General features: G+C 58.7%; 20 protein-coding genes. 9 read left to right on the top strand and 11 right to left on the bottom strand.

Annotation, left to right across the window (positions count from 1 at the left end):
* Positions 1-352: 352 nt before the first annotated feature.
* Entirely contained in the window at positions 353-511 is a 159-nt protein-coding gene (locus EB835_RS19805) for a recombinase family protein (protein ID WP_240688881.1), read from the bottom strand.
* A 351-nt stretch (positions 512-862) separates the two neighbouring features.
* Here EB835_RS19805 and EB835_RS19800 point away from each other — a divergent pair, with 351 nt between their 5' ends.
* The 6 genes from EB835_RS19800 to EB835_RS19775 all read left to right on the top strand — a co-directional run bounded on the left by EB835_RS19800 (position 863) and on the right by EB835_RS19775 (position 5,462).
* Positions 863-1,600: a class I SAM-dependent methyltransferase gene (locus EB835_RS19800; RefSeq protein WP_135811135.1), complete on the top strand. Its 738-nt coding sequence runs from the start codon at positions 863-865 to the stop codon at positions 1,598-1,600.
* Positions 1,601-1,759: 159 nt separating this feature from the next.
* Positions 1,760-2,548: an SDR family NAD(P)-dependent oxidoreductase gene (locus EB835_RS19795; protein ID WP_135811134.1), complete on the top strand. Its 789-nt coding sequence runs from the start codon at positions 1,760-1,762 to the stop codon at positions 2,546-2,548.
* Between the two features lie 426 nt (positions 2,549-2,974).
* Positions 2,975-3,427: a MarR family winged helix-turn-helix transcriptional regulator gene (locus tag EB835_RS19790; protein WP_135811133.1), complete on the top strand. Its 453-nt coding sequence runs from the start codon at positions 2,975-2,977 to the stop codon at positions 3,425-3,427.
* Positions 3,427-3,627, top strand: coding sequence for a hypothetical protein (locus tag EB835_RS19785; protein WP_135811132.1), 201 nt, complete (start codon positions 3,427-3,429; stop codon positions 3,625-3,627). Before EB835_RS19790 ends, EB835_RS19785 begins: the two co-directional genes overlap by 1 nt.
* 36 nt (positions 3,628-3,663) lie before the next feature.
* Entirely contained in the window at positions 3,664-4,653 is a 990-nt protein-coding gene (locus tag EB835_RS19780) for an ATP-binding cassette domain-containing protein (RefSeq protein WP_135811131.1), read from the top strand.
* Positions 4,650-5,462, top strand: a complete 813-nt coding sequence (locus EB835_RS19775) for an ABC transporter permease (protein ID WP_135811130.1) — start codon at positions 4,650-4,652, stop codon at positions 5,460-5,462. Before EB835_RS19780 ends, EB835_RS19775 begins: the two co-directional genes overlap by 4 nt.
* Before the next feature lie 502 nt (positions 5,463-5,964).
* Here the strand turns inward: EB835_RS19775 and EB835_RS19770 are convergent.
* The 6 genes from EB835_RS19770 to EB835_RS19745 all read right to left on the bottom strand — a co-directional run bounded on the left by EB835_RS19770 (position 5,965) and on the right by EB835_RS19745 (position 11,706).
* Positions 5,965-7,446 (bottom strand): phytoene desaturase family protein, encoded by a 1,482-nt coding sequence (locus EB835_RS19770; protein WP_135811129.1) that lies wholly within the window; start codon positions 7,444-7,446, stop codon positions 5,965-5,967.
* Between the two features lie 176 nt (positions 7,447-7,622).
* Complete coding sequence (locus EB835_RS19765) at positions 7,623-8,285, bottom strand: response regulator transcription factor (protein ID WP_135811128.1); 663 nt, start codon at positions 8,283-8,285, stop codon at positions 7,623-7,625.
* Positions 8,285-9,451 (bottom strand): sensor histidine kinase, encoded by a 1,167-nt coding sequence (locus EB835_RS19760; RefSeq protein ID WP_135811127.1) that lies wholly within the window; start codon positions 9,449-9,451, stop codon positions 8,285-8,287. Before EB835_RS19760 ends, EB835_RS19765 begins: the two co-directional genes overlap by 1 nt.
* A gap of 104 nt (positions 9,452-9,555) precedes the next feature.
* Entirely contained in the window at positions 9,556-10,344 is a 789-nt protein-coding gene (locus tag EB835_RS19755) for an ABC transporter permease subunit (RefSeq protein ID WP_168216806.1), read from the bottom strand.
* 1 nt (position 10,345) lies between these two features.
* Positions 10,346-11,311 carry an ABC transporter ATP-binding protein gene (locus EB835_RS19750; protein WP_135811137.1) on the bottom strand — a complete coding sequence of 322 codons (966 nt, stop codon included), beginning with the start codon at positions 11,309-11,311 and terminating at the stop codon, positions 10,346-10,348.
* On the bottom strand, positions 11,308-11,706 hold the full coding sequence (locus EB835_RS19745) for a hypothetical protein (RefSeq protein ID WP_135811125.1): 399 nt from the start codon (positions 11,704-11,706) through the stop codon (positions 11,308-11,310). The genes EB835_RS19750 and EB835_RS19745 overlap by 4 nt, the downstream gene beginning before the upstream one ends.
* A gap of 1,537 nt (positions 11,707-13,243) precedes the next feature.
* Here EB835_RS19745 and EB835_RS19735 point away from each other — a divergent pair.
* Positions 13,244-13,906, top strand: coding sequence for a response regulator transcription factor (locus tag EB835_RS19735; RefSeq protein WP_135811123.1), 663 nt, complete (start codon positions 13,244-13,246; stop codon positions 13,904-13,906).
* Positions 13,907-13,965: 59 nt separating this feature from the next.
* On the opposite strand, the gene EB835_RS19730 is transcribed toward EB835_RS19735, so the two are convergent.
* The 4 genes from EB835_RS19730 to EB835_RS19715 all read right to left on the bottom strand — a co-directional run bounded on the left by EB835_RS19730 (position 13,966) and on the right by EB835_RS19715 (position 17,152).
* A complete protein-coding gene (locus tag EB835_RS19730) occupies positions 13,966-14,388 on the bottom strand; it encodes a hypothetical protein (protein ID WP_135811122.1) in 423 nt (140 codons plus the stop codon).
* Entirely contained in the window at positions 14,385-15,743 is a 1,359-nt protein-coding gene (locus EB835_RS19725; protein WP_168216804.1) for an FtsX-like permease family protein, read from the bottom strand. Before EB835_RS19725 ends, EB835_RS19730 begins: the two co-directional genes overlap by 4 nt.
* Entirely contained in the window at positions 15,737-16,498 is a 762-nt protein-coding gene (locus tag EB835_RS19720; RefSeq protein WP_135811120.1) for an ABC transporter ATP-binding protein, read from the bottom strand. Before EB835_RS19720 ends, EB835_RS19725 begins: the two co-directional genes overlap by 7 nt.
* 171 nt (positions 16,499-16,669) lie before the next feature.
* Positions 16,670-17,152 (bottom strand): hypothetical protein, encoded by a 483-nt coding sequence (locus tag EB835_RS19715; protein ID WP_135811119.1) that lies wholly within the window; start codon positions 17,150-17,152, stop codon positions 16,670-16,672.
* A gap of 537 nt (positions 17,153-17,689) precedes the next feature.
* Between EB835_RS19715 and EB835_RS19710 the strand changes: the two genes are divergently transcribed.
* Positions 17,690-18,502, top strand: a complete 813-nt coding sequence (locus EB835_RS19710) for an ABC transporter substrate-binding protein (protein ID WP_168216803.1) — start codon at positions 17,690-17,692, stop codon at positions 18,500-18,502.
* An 87-nt stretch (positions 18,503-18,589) separates the two neighbouring features.
* On the top strand, positions 18,590-19,420 hold the full coding sequence (locus tag EB835_RS19705; RefSeq protein WP_135811117.1) for an isocitrate lyase/PEP mutase family protein: 831 nt from the start codon (positions 18,590-18,592) through the stop codon (positions 19,418-19,420).
* Positions 19,421-19,671: the final 251 nt, after the last annotated feature.

Genomic DNA, 19,671 nt, shown 5'->3' with positions numbered 1-19,671 from the left:
ATGCCTGCCTGGTGGAGCCACTCCGGTGGCGGAGGTTTTGTTCTGAGTCAACGACCCGGCCGTGCCGGAGGTTTTCAAATGAGGCAACGATGATGGTTACGCGGAGGTTTTCTATGAGTCAACGCGGGGCCTTGCGGCAAGGCCCTATCCGTGGCATATTCTGATAATGGCAGGCACACCAGAATTCGCCCCACAGGCGATGCGTGAGTCTGCATTTCTCCACAGCCACCGGTGCTTTTCAGACTGAGAGCGCACGGGCTCTGGGCCGACGCGGTCGATCGCACTGGGACGATCTCGACGTCGGCCGATACCGGTTCTCCGTCTCCTGGACCAGCAATCTCCTAGGCCCGCATCATCGGCGACGGATTCCCGAATACGAAATCCAAACCCCCGCGTCGCCGGGGTCAGAGTTGTCGGAGGCGGAACGGACCTCGGCTCCCCTTCTGCGAGGAAGGTTCACGGTAGCCGAAACCTCAAGTACTGATCGGCCAAGGCGCCTGATGCGCCACATGACGACGGCGCCTCCCTCTTCAGCATCATCGAGCAATCGCCTCATTCCGAGGGCCTGTTTCGCGGGTCTTGCTGCCGGAAGTTGCACCAGAGAACACTTCTCGCTTGGCCCCAGTACCGACGAATGCATAGAGGTGGGGCTGTGCATCTTGCCCGGCGGTAGTGGCTCACGTGCATCCCAGGACGCCAAGCTTCTTCATGGGAAAGGGACCGGCTTCAGTTCCGATCCACAGCCTTAGGAGGCGGAGCTGGGCGCGATGCACAAGTGATTAAGGCACGGCCTGCAATCAGCGCGGGTACTGCGGGCTGAAAAAGACGTTGCGGCATCCCGGTCGACCGATAGTCTGGACAAATGCCCGATGCCCTATATTCACACCCCCGACTCGCTCGCGTCTACGACCCGCTCGACCCTGACCGGAGCGACCTCGACGCCTACCTGCAAGTTATCGAAGGCGTCGGGGCGAAAACGGTTCTCGACGTAGGCTGTGGCACAGGAACTCTGATCTCGATGCTCACCGAGTTGGGGCTGACAGCTCTGGGGGTTGACCCGGCTGAAGCGTCGATCGATGTCGCTCGCGAGAAAGTGGTCTCTGACCTCGCGGAATTCGTCGTCGGCACAGTCGTGGACGTCGCCGCCGATCCAAGCCGACACGGCACCTTTGATCTCGCTGCAATGACTGCCAACGTCGCCCAGGTGTTCCTCGACAATGACGACTGGCTCGCCAACCTTTGCGCGATCAAACTCTGCCTCCGCCCAGGTGGACACATCATTTTTGAGACAAGACAACCTGCTGATCGCGGGTGGGAGCGTTGGACGAAAGAGCAGACTCATCAAGTGGTGCATGTTGAGGGTGAAGGATCGGTCGAAGAATGGGTGCAGGTGACCAAAGTCGACGGCGAGTTTGTCACTTTCGAATCACCAACGATCTTTCACCGTGATGGAGAACGGATCGACTCCACGTCGACTCTGCGTTTCCGAAGCGAAGATGCTCTCGAGCGCACGTTATCGGATGCCGGCTTCAAAGATTGTGAGGTCCGAGATCTGCCCTACGCGCCCGGTCGTGGGTGGTTGATCCTCGCGAAGAGCTGAGCAGCCAAGATCGCTCACGCTCTGGGCAATACGCCCCTCGTGTCAGTGACGGATCGGCGTCTGGCAATCAGACAAATGCACAAACCTGCTGAAACGACACCATCATTCCGTGCGAAATGAGGGGCCCTCTCTGCCAGAGGCGACGACTATGCTTGTTTCATGGATCTACATTTGGAGGGTAAACGCGCTCTGATCACTGGCAGCAGTTCGGGTGTTGGCCGCGCCGTCGCGGACCGGCTGGCCAAAGAAGGGTGCATAGTGTTGATTCATGGACGTCATGAGCAACCATGCGAAGATGTGGCCTCCGAGATCCGTGCGCAAGGTGGTACGGCGACCATCGTACTCGGAGACTTGACTGATCCGGCCGCAGTAGTCGAGGTAGGCGAACGGGCGTTGGAGCATGGCGTTGACATTCTGGTCAACAATGCAGGTCCATTCAGCGAGCATTCCTGGGACCGTGTCAGTCCAAGCGATTGGATTCAGTCGTATCAAGGCAATGTGGTCTCTGCAGCGTCGCTTATCCGCCAGTTGACCCCGATGATGCGCGAGAGAAGCTGGGGACGTGTCATCAATATCGGCAGCCGCGCAGTGGTGAGCCCGCTGGAGAACATGGTGGACTATTCTGCTGCCAAGGCGGCCGTGCTCAACCTCACTTCTAGTTTGGCCAAGAGTCTCGCACATTCCGGGGTCACTGCGAACTGCGTGAGTCCGGGAGTCATCCTCACAGAATCTCTGGAGAGAATGTTCTCTGAACGGGAAGACAGTACCGCTGAGGCGTCGAAAGACTCCGAGCCTGATGCCATGGCAGACTATGCGCCGAATCCCACCGGTCGGCTCGGCCGCCCCGAAGACATCGCCACAGCAATCGCCTACCTCGCGAGCCCCCTGGCCGGATACATCAATGGTGCGAACCTCCCAGTCGACGGAGGAATCACCGGCGCCGTCTGATGTCTCACCGGTGCCCTGCTAAGGGCCCTTTATCCGAACCCCTGCGTCAGTTCCGCCTCTCGCAACCGGTCATCCGACACTAGATCTCAGGGCCTCTTGCACGCCGAGTCTCACTTCGTGACCTCGACTCCAGATCTGAGGCAACCCTCGAATAGTGGACACCCAAGTCAGCGGGATCTCCGGTCCTGCCGGAAAGCCAGATCAGAAGCGACAGCGTCAGCTTCGCACTCATCGGAATACGTTTCCAGAGACCTGCCGCTGCTTAACCGATGATCTGTCGTTCGGCCTGCTCGCTCACGTCTTCTCCCGGCGGGATAGTGGACCGGGCCATGCGTACGAGCAGGGGGCCTCACGCGTCACCTTGGCATTGACGAACTCAGTCAGCACATATTGTTACCTACCTTCTTAATGTAGTACAGTAACTATATGCATTCCTCGATCGTAGACAAGCTGATGGCCATCACGAGCATGTTCCAGCAGGACATGGCCCGGGCCTTCGCCGGCACTCCATTCACGGAGTCGCGCGTCGCCGTCTTGTGGACGTTGGCACTGAGCGGCCCATCTACCCAGCAGACGCTCGCCGCGGCGTTGTCGGTGACACCTCGCAACATCTCTGGCCTCGTGGACGCGCTGGAGCAGCACGGATACGTTGAGCGCATCGCGCATCCCACCGACCGCCGTGCCGTGCTGGTGACCCTCACCTCGAACGGCGAGACGGCGATGGCCCGGATGCAGGAGGAGCACGCCCACCTGGAAGGCGAGTTGCGTGACGCGGTCGCGCCCGAGCACCTCGATGCACTCGAACAGGGCATCGACGCGATCATCGCCCGCCTCACCACGCTGGTGAGTGCGGAGCAGCCGGAAGCAGAGGACGGCTGATGGGCATCACCGACCGAACCAACATTGAGGTCATCCTGGAACGACCGACGACAATCCTCCTTCCCGGTCTGCCGCCGAAGGGCGACGAGCAGGTCGTCGACTGCGTCAACCTCTGGGCCGATGGGCCGAGGACCTCACTTTTCCCGGTGCGAGAGCATATCGGTTCTGAGGCGGACAGCGTCAGGGCCAAGAAGGCGTAGGTTTAGGCCGCGCAGGATGAAGAACGGAGAAAGCGCATGAGTCAATACTGCAGCAGCCCCGCAATCGAGGTGAGCGGCCTGGTCAAGAGATTCAGTGACACCACCGCTCTCGACGGCATCGACTTCACTGCGGAGCCCGGGGCCGTACTCGGGCTGCTCGGCCCGAACGGTTCGGGCAAGACCACCACGGTGCGCATCCTCGCTACCCTGGCGAAGGCCGATGAAGGCATTGCTCGAGTCTGCGGATATGAGGTCATTCGAGACGCCTACAAGGTGCGGCAGCTCATCGGCCTCACCGGGCAGTATGCCTCGGTGGATAAGGACCTCAGCGGGCACCAGAATCTCACCATGATCGGTCGGTTGCTGGGCATGTCCCGCAAGCAGGCCCGAGCCCGTGCTTCCGACCTCATCGAAGAAGCCGGGCTCACCGACGCCGCAGCCAAACCGGCGAAGAGCTATTCCGGCGGGATGCGCCGCCGCCTCGACCTCGCAGCGAGCATCATCGGCGATGCTGCGGTCGTGTTCCTTGATGAACCCACCACTGGCCTCGACCCTGCCCGGAGGGGTGAAACCTGGGCGATGATCCGCAGACTCGCCGCGCAAGGGTCCACGGTGCTCCTCACTACGCAGTACCTCGAAGAAGCCGATCACCTGGCAAACGACATCATCGTCATCGACTCAGGCACGGTCGTCGCACGCGGCACTCCCGACAGCCTCAAACGGCGTATGGGAAGCCAGACGCTCGATCTGCGCCTGAGCGACCCCACCCAGCTCGACGAAGCAACGAATCGCGTCCAGAACATCATCAACGCAACCCCGGTCGTCGATGCACACACCGGAGTGTTGAGCGCAGCTGTGACCGATGGCGAGGTGATGCCCGCCATCGTGCGGAGCCTCGATGAGGCCGCCATCGGAGTCAGCGACCTCTCGCTGCGCCTCCCGAGTCTCGACGACGTCTTCCTGACGCTGACCGGACACCGTGCGACCCCTGCCGACGAGAAAAACGAGAAGGAGGCAGCAGAATGACTGCCGCAACGCTCCCCACCGCCCACACACCACTGAGGAAGCACATCGGGCTCGGGCAGGTGTTGGTCCAGTCCGCGACGCTGTCCCGACGAGGCATCGTCAAGCTTCGTCGGCACCCGGCGGGCCTCGCCGACGTTATCATCGGCCCCGCGATCTTCCTCGTGCTCTTCGGCTACGTTTTCGGCGGTGCCATATCCGGTGACACTGGCGATTACCTGCAGTACGTCTTTCCCGGCATCCTCGGCATGATGAGCCTCTTCGCCACGATGGGCGTCGGCGTATCCCTCAGCACCGACCTCTCTGAGGGAATCTTCGACCGCTTCCGCAGCCTCCCCATCGCCCGCATCGCCCCACTCGTCGGTGCCATCGGCAGCGACATAGTCCGTCAGCTCGTCTCACTCGCAGCGCTCATCGGCTTCGGGCTGTTACTCGGCGTACGATTCGAGACCAACCTATGGTCGGTGCTTTCCGGATGTGCCCTCGCCCTCGCGTTCGCCCTCGCGGTGTCATGGGCGGTGGTCCTCCTCGCCCTGGCGATCAAAGACCCGATGGCAGTGCAAGGTCTCGGCGCAGTCATCATTCTCCCCCTTGCCTTCGCCAGCAACATTTTCGTACCGGTCGAGACGATGCCGGGCTGGATGCAGACCTTCGCCTCATGGAACCCGATCGGGCACCTGGTCGACGCCGTGCGCGGTCTCATGATGGGCGGCCCCGTCAGCGAGCCTCTGATGCTCACTCTCATCTGGATGGCGGTGTTCGTGGTCGTGTTCGCTCCACTGTCGCTCATCGCCTACAACCGACGCGCATAGACGAAGTCGCTGGCGCGGAGGCGCTGCCTCGCCTACCTGCCGAAAGGCAATCCCCTGGTCACCGCTGCGCGCGGAGCTCCCACACGATCAGCCAGCTGCACGAGGACGATTGCTGTCTCCGCATGGTCAGCGAGAACGAACGCATGGCGAACTTCTGACAAGTCGCAGCGGACCGACAGGACCAGACCCTGCATGCGGCAACGCACGCTCCCCCAGAAGGTCGGCGAACGTGGGAGCGCTCTGGCAGGCGTCTTGCCGTGGGTACTGGTGGCTGGCCTCACGGGAGGGGGCACCGTGATCGAACACACTTCACTCGGCAGCTGCGATGCTGCGGCCCCGGCTGGTTCACCTCCTTGCCGGACGTGAACTCAGCACGGATGATCCGCACGAGCGAGTCGCCTTGAGCCATCCGACGTCATCACCACATCGGTGGTCCGAGTGCGATCGGCCGAATTCGGATACACCGAGGTTGGAAGACTAAAGGTTGAGTTGATTCCGGCGCTTATGTCGCCGCCAGACTCGGCTCGGAAGAGATCCCGAACTGTGAACGCAGCGCCCTTACAGCTGCGTACCATCCGTTCATTCCGTGCACGCCAGGAGCAGGCGGCGTGGCCTGCGAACACAAAAACACACCAGGAGCACCTAGGCTGTACTCGTCCCAAGCCACACGTGGTCGTGCCATCATCCGATAGAAGGTCACAAGACCAGTCGCGATGTCGCCGCCAACGTAGTTCTGATTGTGGTCAGCCATCTGCGAGGCAGGTATCGATACGTAGTCGACAATGGTGTCGCGGAAGCCCGGAGCGAAGCGCTCGATCTGACCGATGATGCTTTCTGCTGGATCCACTGAACAGTCGAACGGCACATGGCAATATGTCCACAGAGGACGCAGGCCACCGACTTCCCGTCCTGGATCGAACACAGTCGGATCAGATACCAAGCACACTGGATGTTCGGGCATGCGACCATGCGCGACCTCTGCTTCAGCGAAAGCCATCTGAGCACGGGTTCCACCAACATGAACAGTTCCAGCTCGACCGACAGCGGGATCTGCCCACGGGACCGGACCATTGAGAACAAAGTCGACTTTGGCTGCTGCATTGCCGTGTTTGAAAGTCCGCAGCGCTTTGTCGACACCGGGCGGCAGAACTCCTCTGAAGATACTCGCCGCGTCGGCGGCCGAAGTGTCAAGGAGATAGGCGTTGGCATGCGGCATATCAGAGACGTGTCGAATCCGCGCTTCCGTCGTCATGGTGCCGCCGTGCTCTTCGAAGTCCGCGACCATGCTGTCGACGATCGCCTGCGATCCGCCTATCGGTGCCGGCCATCCGACTGAGTGGGCCAACATCGACAGCATCGTGGCAGTTGCAGCACCGGCCATGCTGGGAAGCTTGCCGATTGTGTGGGCAGATACTCCTGTAAACAGTGATTGAGTCGCCTCGTGTGTGAAGGGCACGTTCCACAGTCGCCCGGATTGCGACAGCAATCGTGTTCCGAATCTCGCAATGCTGATGAGTCCCTGAATATCACGAAGAGTTTCAGGAAGTGACCGTTTGTCGCTGAGGGACAGCCAAGTCGAATCATCGACACGGTCCAAAAGCGGAGCGAAGAAGCGTCGCCACTCGGGTCCGGCCTTGCCAAGACGATCAGTAGTCTTGTTCAGATCGTGGTAAGCAAGCGCGGCGCACCCTCCGTCGAGCGGTTGAGCGTAGGCAATTTCAGGGGTGAAGAATTCGACGCCTCGAGCACGGAGGTCGAACTCTGCGAAGAACGGGCTGGCAAGCGCGAGGGGATGCCCGGCCGAACACATATCGTGGGTGATGCCCGGAGCGATCCCTAAATCGAGAGTCCTCGCCCCACCGCCGATAGTAGGTTGCGCCTCATACACATGAACGCTCAGTCCTGCGCGAGCCATGGTCACCGCTGCAGACAGACCGTTGGGGCCGGACCCGACGACAATGACGTCGGCCTCACCACGATTCATTGAAGCAGTCCAACTTGGTCGCTTGACTCCGCCTGTCGAAACGGCAAGACGGAAATACGGACTTCGCACACAATGCGGTTGGCTTGGCCAGCGCACCTGGGTTTGGAAAGCGATGACCTTGAGCGGGTCCTCTGCCTGCGTCTTTCACCGGTGGCTGACGGCTGATCAGTCAATCTTCATCGCCTTATCTGTGCGTCTCGAACGATCAAAGCAATCTGGAGCCTGCCGGAAACCTCGAGTTTGTTGAAGATACTGCTGACTTGAGCCTTGACGGTCGGGACAGAAATATAGAGTTCCCGAGAAATATCAGCGTTGGCTTTGCCGTCGCTGATTGCAATTGCGACTTCCAGTTCTCGCGGAGACAGTCGCTTCAGTTGCCGCTGCGCGATCTTCTGCCGGTCGGAATTGAGATGCACCAGACCGATGAGCTGCCGAGACACTGACGGCGACAGCAACGTGTGTCCATGTGCTGCGCTGCGAATCGCCTCCAGCAGCTCTGCCGGTTCCGTGTCTTTGAGCAAGTAACCGGTTGCACCAACCCTCAGCGCTTCGGTGACTTCTTCATCGAGATGAAAAGTCGTGAGCACGATGACTGCCGGAGACGCAGGTCTGCGTTTGATCAACTCAGTCGCTTGGATCCCGTTCATCTGGGGCATGCGGATGTCCATGAGGACGACGTCGACGCCCTCGAGATCGGAATCGACGACCTCCTGACCGTCGGAGAAGCAGCCAAAAAGGATCACTCCATCAGTTGGAGACAAGACAGCTGTCAACGCTGCCCGTACGTAAGGGTCATCATCGACTACAGCGACGGTGATGGCCGATTCTCTGCCCGTCATCACTTCTCCTCCCACGGCAACCACACTTCCACCTCGAACTTATCCGCAACCGTCCGGCCTGCGGTCAACCAGCCGTCATGGACCTTGATACGTTCCGCCATCCCCAGCAAGCCAAACCCTCCCGAGCTGCCTCGACCATCGTCAGAGCCCACAGCGTTTGTCGACCGAATCGAAAGACCGGATTCGGTGTTCCCCGCGATCACCAAGGTGAGCAGACGATCAGAACTGTGCTTACGGGCATTTGTCAGAAGCTCCTGAACCGCTCGATACGCAATACGTGCGATGTTCGGGGGCAGTCCTGGAGCTAGCGAGACTTCAGCGTCAACCTCTTGGCCTGAAGCTCGCGATTCTTCGACCAGTTCGAGAATGCTCGCTCGTGCAGAATCCCGGTCAACGCAGACTTCGGCGGCCCGTCCCAAACGAACTCCACCGACAACAGTTCGCAGTTCGGCAAGCGCGTCGTTCGAATTCTTCTGCAGCGTTGCCGCAAGTTCGGCCAGGTCCGAGGGGATCTGGTCTCTTCTGAAGCTCAACGCGCCTGCACTCATGCTGATCAATGACAGTCGGTGCGCCAGTGAGTCATGCATATCCCGAGCGATCTCCTCTCGTTCAACACGGCGAGCCCAATCAGCAACGAGATCTCGCTCCCGAGCCAATTGTTCCGCACGCTCTCCGAGTGCTCGTACAACTTCGCGTCGAGACCGCAGTGCCATTCCCCACCCGACGACGAGCAGGGACCCAAGGCCAAGAGGAATGGCGGCTTTCCAGAAGTCACCTTCGGCAAGCGGTGTTCCCACGAGAATCTGCATGGGGGCACTGATCAGTGCCAGCACCGTGATCCACAGGGTTGGGGCCAACCGCCGATGGCTTGCTACAGAGAACAGTGCAATAAGGCTGGGCCCCGACAATATCGGGAGAACGATCGAGCCGACGATGAGCGTGGTGGCCAGAATGATGCCGTATTTCCGCCGCCACCACTGTGCAAAGATACTCAGAACACCCACCGTGTAGCTCACGATATAGTACCCGGCCCCGGCATATTTCGGCTCCGGTTCGGGATCGATCACCCATACAGTCACCATCAGGGCGGCAATCGCCATCGCGCCGGCGTCGAGCCAACGCTGACCAGTCTTGCGACGAGACTTGCCGAAAGCTTCGTCCCCCATCTGCCGCTCCTTCAGACTCGGATCTAGGTGTCACTCATACCAGCATGCCGCGTGGCACCAATACCTGCGACCCCTAATCGCTTCGAATGAGTAGGCGGCCCCTTCTACTCGTCCCGCCGCAGTTGACTCGCAAACGCCGCTGCAATGAATAGTGAGAGCCAGCCGATTGTGACACCGACGGTCGTTCCAGTCTCCATATAGCCGACTGTTCCCGGCTGCGCTTGGCCGGTCAGGCTTTCCATGGGTCCCCCTGGCGCAAGTCGCACAGCGATATCGGCCCACACTGATGAACCGAGTTCTGCCATCACCATGGGGAAGAACGCAATCAAGAGTGTGAGTAGAACGGCTCCCGTTGCATGGCGCGTGACGAAGGCCAGGCTCGCAGCGATCAAAGGGTAAACGAGTGTGAACACGCCAGTGACTGTCACAGCTCGGATAGTGCTGACATCGCCCAAACCAATGCTTGGCCGGTCCGTTCCCGAGAGGATCAGCTGACCGACTGCGTAGCACAAGAAGGAGAGAACGAGGCCGCTCAGCAGACTGATCGCCGCTACGAACAGCAGTTTCGAAGTGACCAGTCGCCCGCGACGTGGTGTCACCGCAAGTGATTGCTGGATCATGCCCGTTGAGTATTCTGTCGCCACGACATTTGATGCCAGTACAACGAGAAGCCATGTTCCAAGGAAGGGACCGATCAGGCTTAGCGACAGCGGATCTGCGCTGCCGTCGTTGAACACGGTGATAAGCACAGTGACGAACACTGCCACCCCTATCGAGAGCGCAATCGTCAGACCCGTGGACTTGGCGCTCAGGATCTTGACAATTTCGCCCTCCAGGCAATCACGCAGTCGGGGACGGGCGCTCGCTGTCTGGATTGGATCTGCTGTGGCCACCTCAACCACCCGTTCGTGCAGTCGTCGCCACAGAGGCGAGCATTGGATCGTGTTCCGTACCTTCATACTCGAGTGCGCCCGCGGTCAGATCCATAAATGCTTGCTCCAACGTTGTCTGTACCTGAGCCAGGTGATGTAGTGGGAGGCCGCTGCCGACAACAATCTCACCGACTTGAGCTGCCGAAAAGTTGCGGATGATCAGCGTTCTACCACTATCGTCGGTGCTGTCCCGCTCCACGCTTGCGTCGGACCTTTCGAGAAGACGCACAAGCTCGTCGGGCTCGGGAGAGACTGCGACGGTATGACTCGATCGCGCATGCTGATGAAGGTCGGCCATCGTGGACTCCACAATCAAGCGCCCCCGGCCGATGACAATGATTCGATCAGCCACTGTTTCCATTTCCGATAGCAGGTGGCTGGAGATGAAAACAGTACGGCCCTCGTTCGCCAGCTCCTTGAAGAGCGATCTGGCCCACATCACCCCTTGGGGGTCGAGTCCGTTGATCGGCTCATCGAGAATCAGATGCGTGGGATCGCCGAGTAGGGCGGACGCGATTCCCAAACGTTGGCGCATCCCAAGAGAGAAGTCGCGAACCTGTTTCCGGGCCGCCTCTCCCAACCCAGTCTGTTCGAGCACCTCATCGATCCGCGATTTCGGAAGTCGAGCAGCTCGCGCCTGCCAGGCCAGATAAGCGCAGGCAGTCAAGCGAGGTTGTCGGCTGCCAGACTCAAGCATCGCACCGACGGTGCGTGAGGGAGCCGGAAGGTCAGCAAACTTCTCGCCGTCGACGAGCGCGACGCCATCACTGGGACGATCAAGGCCCAAGATCATTCTCATGGTGGTGGACTTTCCGGCCCCATTCGGCCCAAGAAACCCGGTGATGGAGCCGTTGGGGACAGTAAACGAAAGGTCATCGACAACAGTGGCATCGCCATAGCGTTTGGTGAGGTGATGGGTTTGAATCACGACTGCCACTCCAGAAGTGCGTCTTCCCAGTCAGGGTTGTCCGTCTTCTCGAGAAATGCCCGGTGGTTGAATAGGACATACATTACGGTTCCGTCTTTGAGTTCAATAATGACCGGAGCTCCCCATTTGGCCGAGGCACCGCCGATGAAGGCACCATAATGCTTGTCAAATTGGCGAGTGACTCTCCGAACCGATGTCGGAGAGAGGGTGATTGAACCTTTGGTGTCCCAACTTGTGAGTTCTAGTAGAGAAGCAGTCAAGATCGCTTTCCCTCGATGGGGAAAGAGTGCCCGTTGATTGATCAACGCGGCCGCACGCTTCGCCGGCCCGGCGTCAGACAGCTCGGTGCGAAGGGCTGCAATGTACTCGCTTGATCTGATGATTGGTGTGTTCATGTCGTCGAGCCTAGGTATCGCACCTGGCTGCTGAATCGGCCTTTAGCGTCGATTTATGCGACCAAAGTATGCATTTTCGCACGATGTTCAGTTCGCTGTGGTGCCGCAGTCAGCCACTTGGGTACATTCAGGATATCGCCCAGTCCAACGGCAAGCTCAGATTCGAGGATGCCCGTGGACTCTTGTCGCACTGATTACCAGAGTGTGCAGCAAGCGCGAACTCTGTTCAGCAAGTCGACCTGATCATTCAATCGACGGCATCAATGCGTATTGGGGGTTTCATGCGAGACACGAATGTCGTTGGAAGACCATCGGGCCAGCGATCGCTGGAGCGACCGTTTCGACGGATCATCTGCGAGTTCGTCGCAGTTTTGCTTTGGCCGTTTGAGTGCGTGGCAATCGTGTTCTTTCCGTTGTTGCCTTTCGCAGCTGCCGGAATCGCTGAGTTCGAGCGAGCTCGAGCACGGGAATGTGGACAATCGATACCCCGTATCAGGCCGAATGGCGCCCCATGGATGTCGTGGGCAGCAGTACGTGTCCGCTCATCTCCTTTGTGGTCCCAAGATGTTCCTCTGACCCTCGCGTCGGCTGTTGTCGGCCTGGCTTCGAGCACAACATTCGCTGTTGCGCTTATAGCATCGGTGGTTCTCATAGCCACACCAGTTCTGGTCAGTCGGGGAACCGGTGCAGTATTCGGTCCTGTGGAAGTTTCGGATGCACCCGGTGCGGTTTCTGTAGTTCTGATCTGCACAGTTGTCCTGCTGCTCATGGGCACTTCAGCTGTGTGGCTGTCTCTTCTGCGAGACGCTATCGTGCGTGCAGTGAGCCGTCCCGCGACCTCACAGCTTGTCTCCGAGCTCAGAGACGTCCGGTCCAACCGGGCAGAGATCGTCTCTGCGTTCGAACTTGAGCGACAGCGGATTGAACAGGACCTTCATGACGGCGTTCAGCAAGATCTCTTGGCACTGTCAATGAGCCTCGGGCTGCTCGACTACCGTCTCGGACCGACGAGTGGCGAGCATGACCTTGTCTTACGCGCTCGCAGGCAAGTCGAGACGTCTCTGCAATCTCTGCGAGAAATCGTGCACGGGGTGCACCCGAAAGAACTGTCAGACCTCGGGTTGAATGCCGCCATCACGGGCCTCTGCGAAAGGTCTGCCGTCGCTGTCGAGATCGATATCGACGGCAAAACTGACGAGATCTGTTCCACCACAGCTAGCGCACTGTACTTCGCAGCCTCTGAGGCGCTGAGCAACGTAGCCAGACATGCAGGCACAGGTCGGGCCTATCTCAGACTCAGACGCCTCAATGGCAGACTGTCGCTACTTGTGTCTGACAACGGCAGAGGCACAGCACACATCGATACGAAGAAGCGTACGGGCCTCGCCGGTCTACGTCACCGTATGCAGAGTGTGAATGGAGACCTCCACATCCACTCGGATCCGCACAAAGGGACTCGGATTGAAGCGACTGCTCCCGCAGTGCTCTCAACGTCGACGGGCGAACCGAGCCGTTACGTCAGTCATGAGCGTGAAGCATGAGGATCGTGATCGCTGAGGATGCCGCGCTCATCCGCGCGGGCCTGTCAGAGATTCTGACATCCGCCGGGCACGAGGTCACAGGCGAAGTCTGCGACGCTACCGAATTGGAAAACGTGCTGAGAGAACTCGCTGAGACGAGCTCTCTTCCGGACCTCGTTGTCAGCGACGTGCGCATGCCGCCGAGAAATGCCGACGACGGTCTGGAAGCAGCTGTTCGGCTGCGTGAGAAGCACCCTGACTTGCCAATAGTTCTTCTCTCCGCCTATATCGGGGGACCATACCTTCGAAGACTCGTCCAGAATGAAGCTTCGCAAGGCGGGATCGGATACCTGCTCAAAGAACGAGTGAGTCACGTCCGCGAGTTTCTTCAATCGCTCGACGTCGTCGCCAGTGGCGGCTTCGTCATCGACCCGGAGGTTCTGCATGCAGCCATGCACAACGAACGCGACGAATACCCCGGCGGGCACCTCACTGAGAAAGAACGCCAGGTCATCGAGTTCATGTCTCGTGGCCTATCGAATACTCAGATAAGCGATCAGCTGAGCATTTCCGCTCAAGGTACGAGTAAACATATTGCATCCATATTCCAGAAGATGGGGCTACATGCTGATGAGGACAACCGTCGCGTGCGAGCCATCCTCCGCTGGCTTCGAACCTAAAAGGGATACGATTCCCCTGCATCGCTCCATGACGATGCGTAAAGCGAATCGCTGCGTCATCAGCTTTCACTGCCGACCGTCTTCAACGGATCGACCTCGGTGCCTTTCGGCACTGTGATCCGATAACTGACCTGACAGATTCCAACCGTTGACGCACACGGTTTGCCCAAATCCAGTGTGCCCTGTTCAAGCGTCCATTCTGGATCGTCTGGCGCAGTTCCGAACGCAGTGCGATATTCTCGAACTGTGATTGATCCAGGCTCACCGTGGTCCACTTCCACGTCCGCGTAGTCGTTGGCGACTTCTAAAACTGTCTCGTCGAAATCAAAGGACTCGACGCGTTGTGCATCAGAATCTTTCCCCGTCGAGGGCGGACCGCAGCCGTTCAAAGCCGCCACGAGGCCGATGGCAACCAGGCCGTATATTGTCGTCCTCTCCACAGCAGGAAGCAGCGGCAAACTGACGTTGTTTTGATCACTCACGAGTATTCTCCTTGTGTATTTGTTGACCGCGGTTTTTCATCGCGTGCATTTTGGACAGGCTGATGGATTGAGATAAGAGCGGTACCGATGGCCAATCCGATAGTGGCCAAAGAAATAACAAGAAATGCCGACCACGGGAGCTCATGCAAGGCAGAGCTGAGACTGATGTCGCTGACGCTGCTCAAGACGAGAATCGTGGCCGAAAGAAACAATGCTTCATACAGGAGAGCTGTGATGGCGTAGATGATGCCTTCGAGGCAGACTGTCTGCAGAAGTAATTTCCTACTTGCACCTGCAGCAATGAGAAGTCGCCGCTCTCGGGCCCGTGACTGACCGATCAGCGCGATAATACAGATTCCGCCGCCCCATGCGACAACTATCGTCGGCCCGAGCAGAACACCGATTTCGGTAAGAGAGGTGCCCCCGCCCGAGATGGCACCTCCACCATAAAGTACCGCCAGCAACGACGATGCGATCGCAAACGGCACAACTGTTGCCAGAGTGCGTGAAGCAGCAAAGCGACAAGCTTCGCGAGCTAGAAACCATGGGGCGGACTGCGAGAATACGAGAGCCGTCCATCCCCAGAGCAGTGGCCGAATCGTCCACAACGGAACAAGCAATGTTGCAACGATCAAAAGCAGCAGACCTGACAAGGCTCCAGCCGCCCGGTCATCCGAACCGCCCAAAGGCAATAACGACACGGCCAAGAGAATTGCCGTACCTCCGACAAACAGCATGACGGCGAGGCCTGAGCGGACCCACGCTATATGCGGCTTGTGCGTGCTGGCTTCGCGCAAAGCAGTCGCTGCTGGAATCTTCGACGCTCTCCTGGTGGGTCCCCATGTTCCCCAGACGGCGGCCAACACCACGAGGAGAAGGATTGCGTACGGGTGCCAATATGCGGCCACCGGCAACTGACCCGAAGCAACAATGCCGATCGCTGCCCATTGCCACAGGATCACCGTCGCAGCTGCATACGACAACGGAATCGCTGCTGCTGCGGCAAACAGGACGAGGCATGCAATCTCGGCTCTTAACATTCGCTTCAATTGTTTGGGGGTGAACCCGATAAACAGCAACCTCGCATGGTTCGGCGCTTGGCTGGTGAGAATGAAACCAGCGGTCGATCCCACGACCCCGGACGTTGCAGTCAACGTCAGAAGTGAAACCGTGCCTCCGAGAACGCGAACTCCTTCCAGCGCATCGTTCACGGGGGCGGGCTCAGCTGTGTGCAGCCCAGAAGAGACCGCGATGATGACACCTCCGGCACACGCAGCTCCGAGACCCGCCGATACAAACGCCGGCAGCCAGAGTCGGATGTGGAATCGGAGATCTGAAAGCATGAATTTCAGCAACGAGGACGCTCCTTGATCTGAAGAAGGCATTCTGAGATTCGCTCCGGAGAACCGCCAGGAAGGTCGAATCTGAAACGTCCCGATTCCATGACGTATACATGATCCGCACGTGCCGCGGCGTGCACGTCGTGAGTCACCATTACGACGGCGGCTCCTTCGCTGGCCGTCCTGCGCAGCCAATGGAGAACCTTCGCTGAAGCGGACAGGTCCAACGATCCTGTCGGTTCATCGGCGAAGACGATCTCAGTGTGGTTGGCCATGACTCTCGCGATGGCGGTCCTTTGTTGTTCTCCTCCCGAAAGCTGGTGAGGACGATGACTCTTCCGATGGGAGAGTCCCACTTCGTCAAGATTCTCATCTGCTTTGGTTCGGCCCATCGGTTGTCTACGCAATAATGATGGCAACCGGACGTTGTCGCGAGCGGTCAGAGAGCCAACGAGGTTGTGCTCTTGAAAAACAAACCCGATGTGAGCTCGACGCAGAACCGCGCGTCGTTCGTAGCTCAACTTCGAAATCTCAGAGCCAGCGATGACCACCTCACCGGCGTCAGTGTCCTCGAGACCGCCTGCGCAGTGCAGGAGAGTCGATTTCCCCGAGCCAGACGGTCCGACAATTGCAATAAATGTTCCAGAATGAACAGTCATGGACACGTCCGACAGGATGGTCACAGGCATTTCGCTTCCGGGGCTGGGAAAAGATTTCTGTAAGCCATGAACTTGCAGCGCGGGTAGCCCGGTTCCCGAATTTTCAGTCATAGGATCATTTCAGCAACTCCGACGATGCAGGGAAATGGAGCCGCGTCCCGAATATTCGGTGGTGCTGTCTATACCTCGATAAGCAGCCAAGCTATTCACTGCTGCACACGGTCGTGGAGCTGTTGAGCAGCAACGATGATGGGCTGTTTCGTATACGAGGTGGAATACGGCTCAGGGCCGATCACGGAGCAAAACTGAGTTCAGTGCTAGGCAGCTGACACCAATACAGACGACGGCATCTAGACCGTGTGCAATAAATGAACCGACCGCAGTTGGCCCGCCCCAGGCATTCAACGTCAGCGCTGGATTGAAGCCGACAGTGGCTTGAAATCCCATCCTGAAGACAAGGAAGAAGTTGAACACCATCAGCGCTGTTCCGATGACGGTTCGAATCACTCCGCCGAATGACGTACGCGCTGACCGTATCGTCCAGGCGGCTCTAGAAGTTGTACGTATGCTGACCGGCCAGGTCACCCAGCGACAAGACCTGGAGCGCAGACTCACAATGAGCGCAGACACACCGACAACTGCACCGACGACTGCGTGAGGAACGATGGCATTGAGCTCAGGACGATGCTCGCCGGACAATGATCCGGTATTCGTTGCCGTGATTGCGCCCAGCAACATACCGATGAGCAGGACGACCGAGCACATGAAAACCATTGTCTTCGAAACTCTTCGCCATGGTCGTTGCCGCATGGACTTACCTCGCAGTACTTCTCGCACCCTCAAGTCTGCCGACCGCGGGCGCGGGTATGTCGTTGGTGAATCAGCGCTTCACCATGAATGTAGCGCCGATCATGGAACATACGCCCATTTTCTATACTTTGGTCGGAACTTCCGATACGTCGGTAGGCCTCTCCGTTCTGGAACGTGGACCGGAAGAGCAATTATCAGTAAGGTTAGGCTCACCTATTGTGGCGCTGAGGTCGGTTTGCGCCCTTTTATACGAACTGGGAGTCTCTCGTGCACTTATCGAACCATCAAAGAAGAGTCGCTGACCTCCGCGGCCAAATCCATCGCATTTCAAACCATCTGACTCGCCGCAGATTGTTGGCAGCGGGGCTCAGCACTATGGCTTTTGGGACCGTGGGCTGTTCATCGATCGGCGACCATGATTCTCCTGGCGCACACGCTCGGAGCATCGAACACGCTTTTGGATCAACCCAGGTACCTGAAGATCCTGAACGTGTGGTGGCCCTCGGATACACCGATGTCGAAGTCTTGCTCTCCCTGGGCATCGTGCCCGTCGGCTTCACCGATTTCTTCGGCACGGGGCTCAATGATTGGGCTCGGCACCTTGCCGGGAAGAAGACTCCGGAGCGCTGGGAACTCACCGACGGAGTGCCGCTTGAGAAGATCATCGAGCTGGAACCAGACCTCGTTATTGCCAGCGATGCTCTGGACAAGTCCAGCTATGACCGGCTGAATGCGGCAGTGCCGACCGTGGGGCCATTTGAAAAGAATGCCGCCTTCGGCACCCCGTGGCGTGATCACACTCGCCGCACGGCCAAAGCTGTCAACCGAGTCGATCGAGGCGAGAAGGTCATCAGTGAGCTGGAAGAACGGTACGCGGACGCCCAAGCGCGACATTCAGCTTTTCTCGACACGACGCTCACGTACACTTGGCCGATTGCGCCCGACTACTATGTCTACGGCGCAAGCGATCCGCGGGTGCAGGTGTTCCTGGAACTCGGGTTCGTACTGACGGAAGCAGTTGAAGACCTCGACCGTGACGAATCCAAGGCGTCGGAGGCCGGAATCGCACTCAGCGCCGAACGGCTCAACCTGCTCGATGCCGACCTCATCGTTGCCCAGAACTATGGGGATGAACGCGACGGTGTTGAACGGCGCGATCTGTTCGGCAACATCCCCGCAGTAAAACAGGGCAACCTCCTCTGGCTGCCCGAACGAATCTCCGATGGCCTGGCATTCGGGACAGCCTTGAGCACCTCAGCAGTTCTGGACGATCTAGTGGCATTGATCAGCAAAACAGTGGATTAGCTCTCACTACCGTGCGCACGCCAGCCCGCTGACTGTCAGGTCCGAATTCCGCCAGACACGGGCAAAGTGCCTTGGTTCACTTGAGACATGATGTATATCACTCGAGATAAGACAACCCAGTTTCATGCTCTCCACCATGCAGAGTCCCCTCTTTTACTCAGCAATGCGTGGGATGCCGCATCAGCACGAATTGCTGAGGCAACGGGAGTATCGGCGATCGCCACCACCAGCGCCGGTATCTCCTGGGCCGCGGGACTACCCGATGGCGACTATCTGGAAAGATCGCGGGCCGTAGCTGTGGCCGAATCCATCATTGGGGCAAGCGAGCTTCCGGTAACTGCGGATATTGAGGGCGGATACGCGGACACAGCTTACGGTGTCTCCGAAACGGTCAAAGCCTTTCTCGACGTCGGGGTCGTCGGAATCAACATCGAAGACGGAGACAGATCGGCCGATGACGCGGGCAACCGGATTGCAATGGCAAAGAAGGCTGCGGACTCTGCCGGTGTCGACCTGTTCATCAACGCTCGCACCGATGTCTTCCTCAAAGAGGCCGGACCCGACGAGGACCTGGTTTCCCTTGCTGTCTCCCGGGCCGAACGATTCATCGACGCTGGCGCCGACGGAATCTTCGTGCCGGGTGCCACTGAGATCGACACCGTTGCCGCACTCGTTGAACGCATTGATGCGCCTCTGAATCTTATGGTCGGGCCCGGAGCTCCCACCGTGCAGGACTTGGCCGCACTCGGCGTTGCACGAGTGAGTCTAGGCTCCGCGGTGGCTCAGGCCGCCTACGCCGTAGTGAAGAATGCAACCGCGGAGCTCTTAACATCCGGAAGCTACTCTCGGCTTGAGGATTCGCTCGATTACAGCTCCCTCAATGACTTGGCCTCGATGAATCATTCTGCAGATCAGTAGTCGATGCTGGGCTTGCACCTCCAAGCTGGAGGCAGATGCAACTCAACTTGGTCGCTGCAGCCAGGCGAGCGCGTTTGCTTTCGAGCTATCGCATCACTTCGAAACACTCTTGGCCTGAAGCCCCCCCCTGAAGCCTCATTGCAATACCTCCGGGAAAGAAACATCGTTGCCTCAGAGGAAAACCTCCGGCACAGCAGGGTCGTTGCCTCAGATGAGAACCTCCGGAAGTTCACCCGTGTTCCCAGAACCGG

The organism is Brevibacterium sp. S22 (assembly GCF_004745485.1).
Taxonomy (GTDB): Bacteria; Actinomycetota; Actinomycetes; order Actinomycetales; family Brevibacteriaceae; genus Brevibacterium.
Note: the sequence above shows the minus strand (reverse complement) of the source record. Positions and strands in the feature narration are given on the sequence as shown.

Excerpts from the sequence above, each read along its gene's own strand:
- EB835_RS19775 (WP_135811130.1), top strand. The coding sequence starts at position 4,650 with ATGACTGCCGCAACGCTCCCCACCGCCCACACACCACTGAGGAAGCAC.
- EB835_RS19745 (WP_135811125.1), bottom strand. The coding sequence starts at position 11,706 with ATGAACACACCAATCATCAGATCAAGCGAGTACATTGCAGCCCTTCGC.
- EB835_RS19790 (WP_135811133.1), top strand. The coding sequence starts at position 2,975 with ATGCATTCCTCGATCGTAGACAAGCTGATGGCCATCACGAGCATGTTC.
- EB835_RS19770 (WP_135811129.1), bottom strand. The coding sequence starts at position 7,446 with ATGAATCGTGGTGAGGCCGACGTCATTGTCGTCGGGTCCGGCCCCAAC.
- EB835_RS19800 (WP_135811135.1), top strand. The coding sequence starts at position 863 with ATGCCCGATGCCCTATATTCACACCCCCGACTCGCTCGCGTCTACGAC.
- EB835_RS19765 (WP_135811128.1), bottom strand. The coding sequence starts at position 8,285 with ATGACGGGCAGAGAATCGGCCATCACCGTCGCTGTAGTCGATGATGAC.
- EB835_RS19805 (WP_240688881.1), bottom strand. The coding sequence starts at position 511 with ATGTGGCGCATCAGGCGCCTTGGCCGATCAGTACTTGAGGTTTCGGCT.
- EB835_RS19705 (WP_135811117.1), top strand. The coding sequence starts at position 18,590 with ATGATGTATATCACTCGAGATAAGACAACCCAGTTTCATGCTCTCCAC.
- EB835_RS19715 (WP_135811119.1), bottom strand. The coding sequence starts at position 17,152 with ATGTGCTCGGTCGTCCTGCTCATCGGTATGTTGCTGGGCGCAATCACG.
- EB835_RS19795 (WP_135811134.1), top strand. The coding sequence starts at position 1,760 with ATGGATCTACATTTGGAGGGTAAACGCGCTCTGATCACTGGCAGCAGT.
- EB835_RS19735 (WP_135811123.1), top strand. The coding sequence starts at position 13,244 with ATGAGGATCGTGATCGCTGAGGATGCCGCGCTCATCCGCGCGGGCCTG.
- EB835_RS19760 (WP_135811127.1), bottom strand. The coding sequence starts at position 9,451 with ATGGGGGACGAAGCTTTCGGCAAGTCTCGTCGCAAGACTGGTCAGCGT.
- EB835_RS19720 (WP_135811120.1), bottom strand. The coding sequence starts at position 16,498 with ATGACTGAAAATTCGGGAACCGGGCTACCCGCGCTGCAAGTTCATGGC.
- EB835_RS19780 (WP_135811131.1), top strand. The coding sequence starts at position 3,664 with ATGAGTCAATACTGCAGCAGCCCCGCAATCGAGGTGAGCGGCCTGGTC.
- EB835_RS19785 (WP_135811132.1), top strand. The coding sequence starts at position 3,427 with ATGGGCATCACCGACCGAACCAACATTGAGGTCATCCTGGAACGACCG.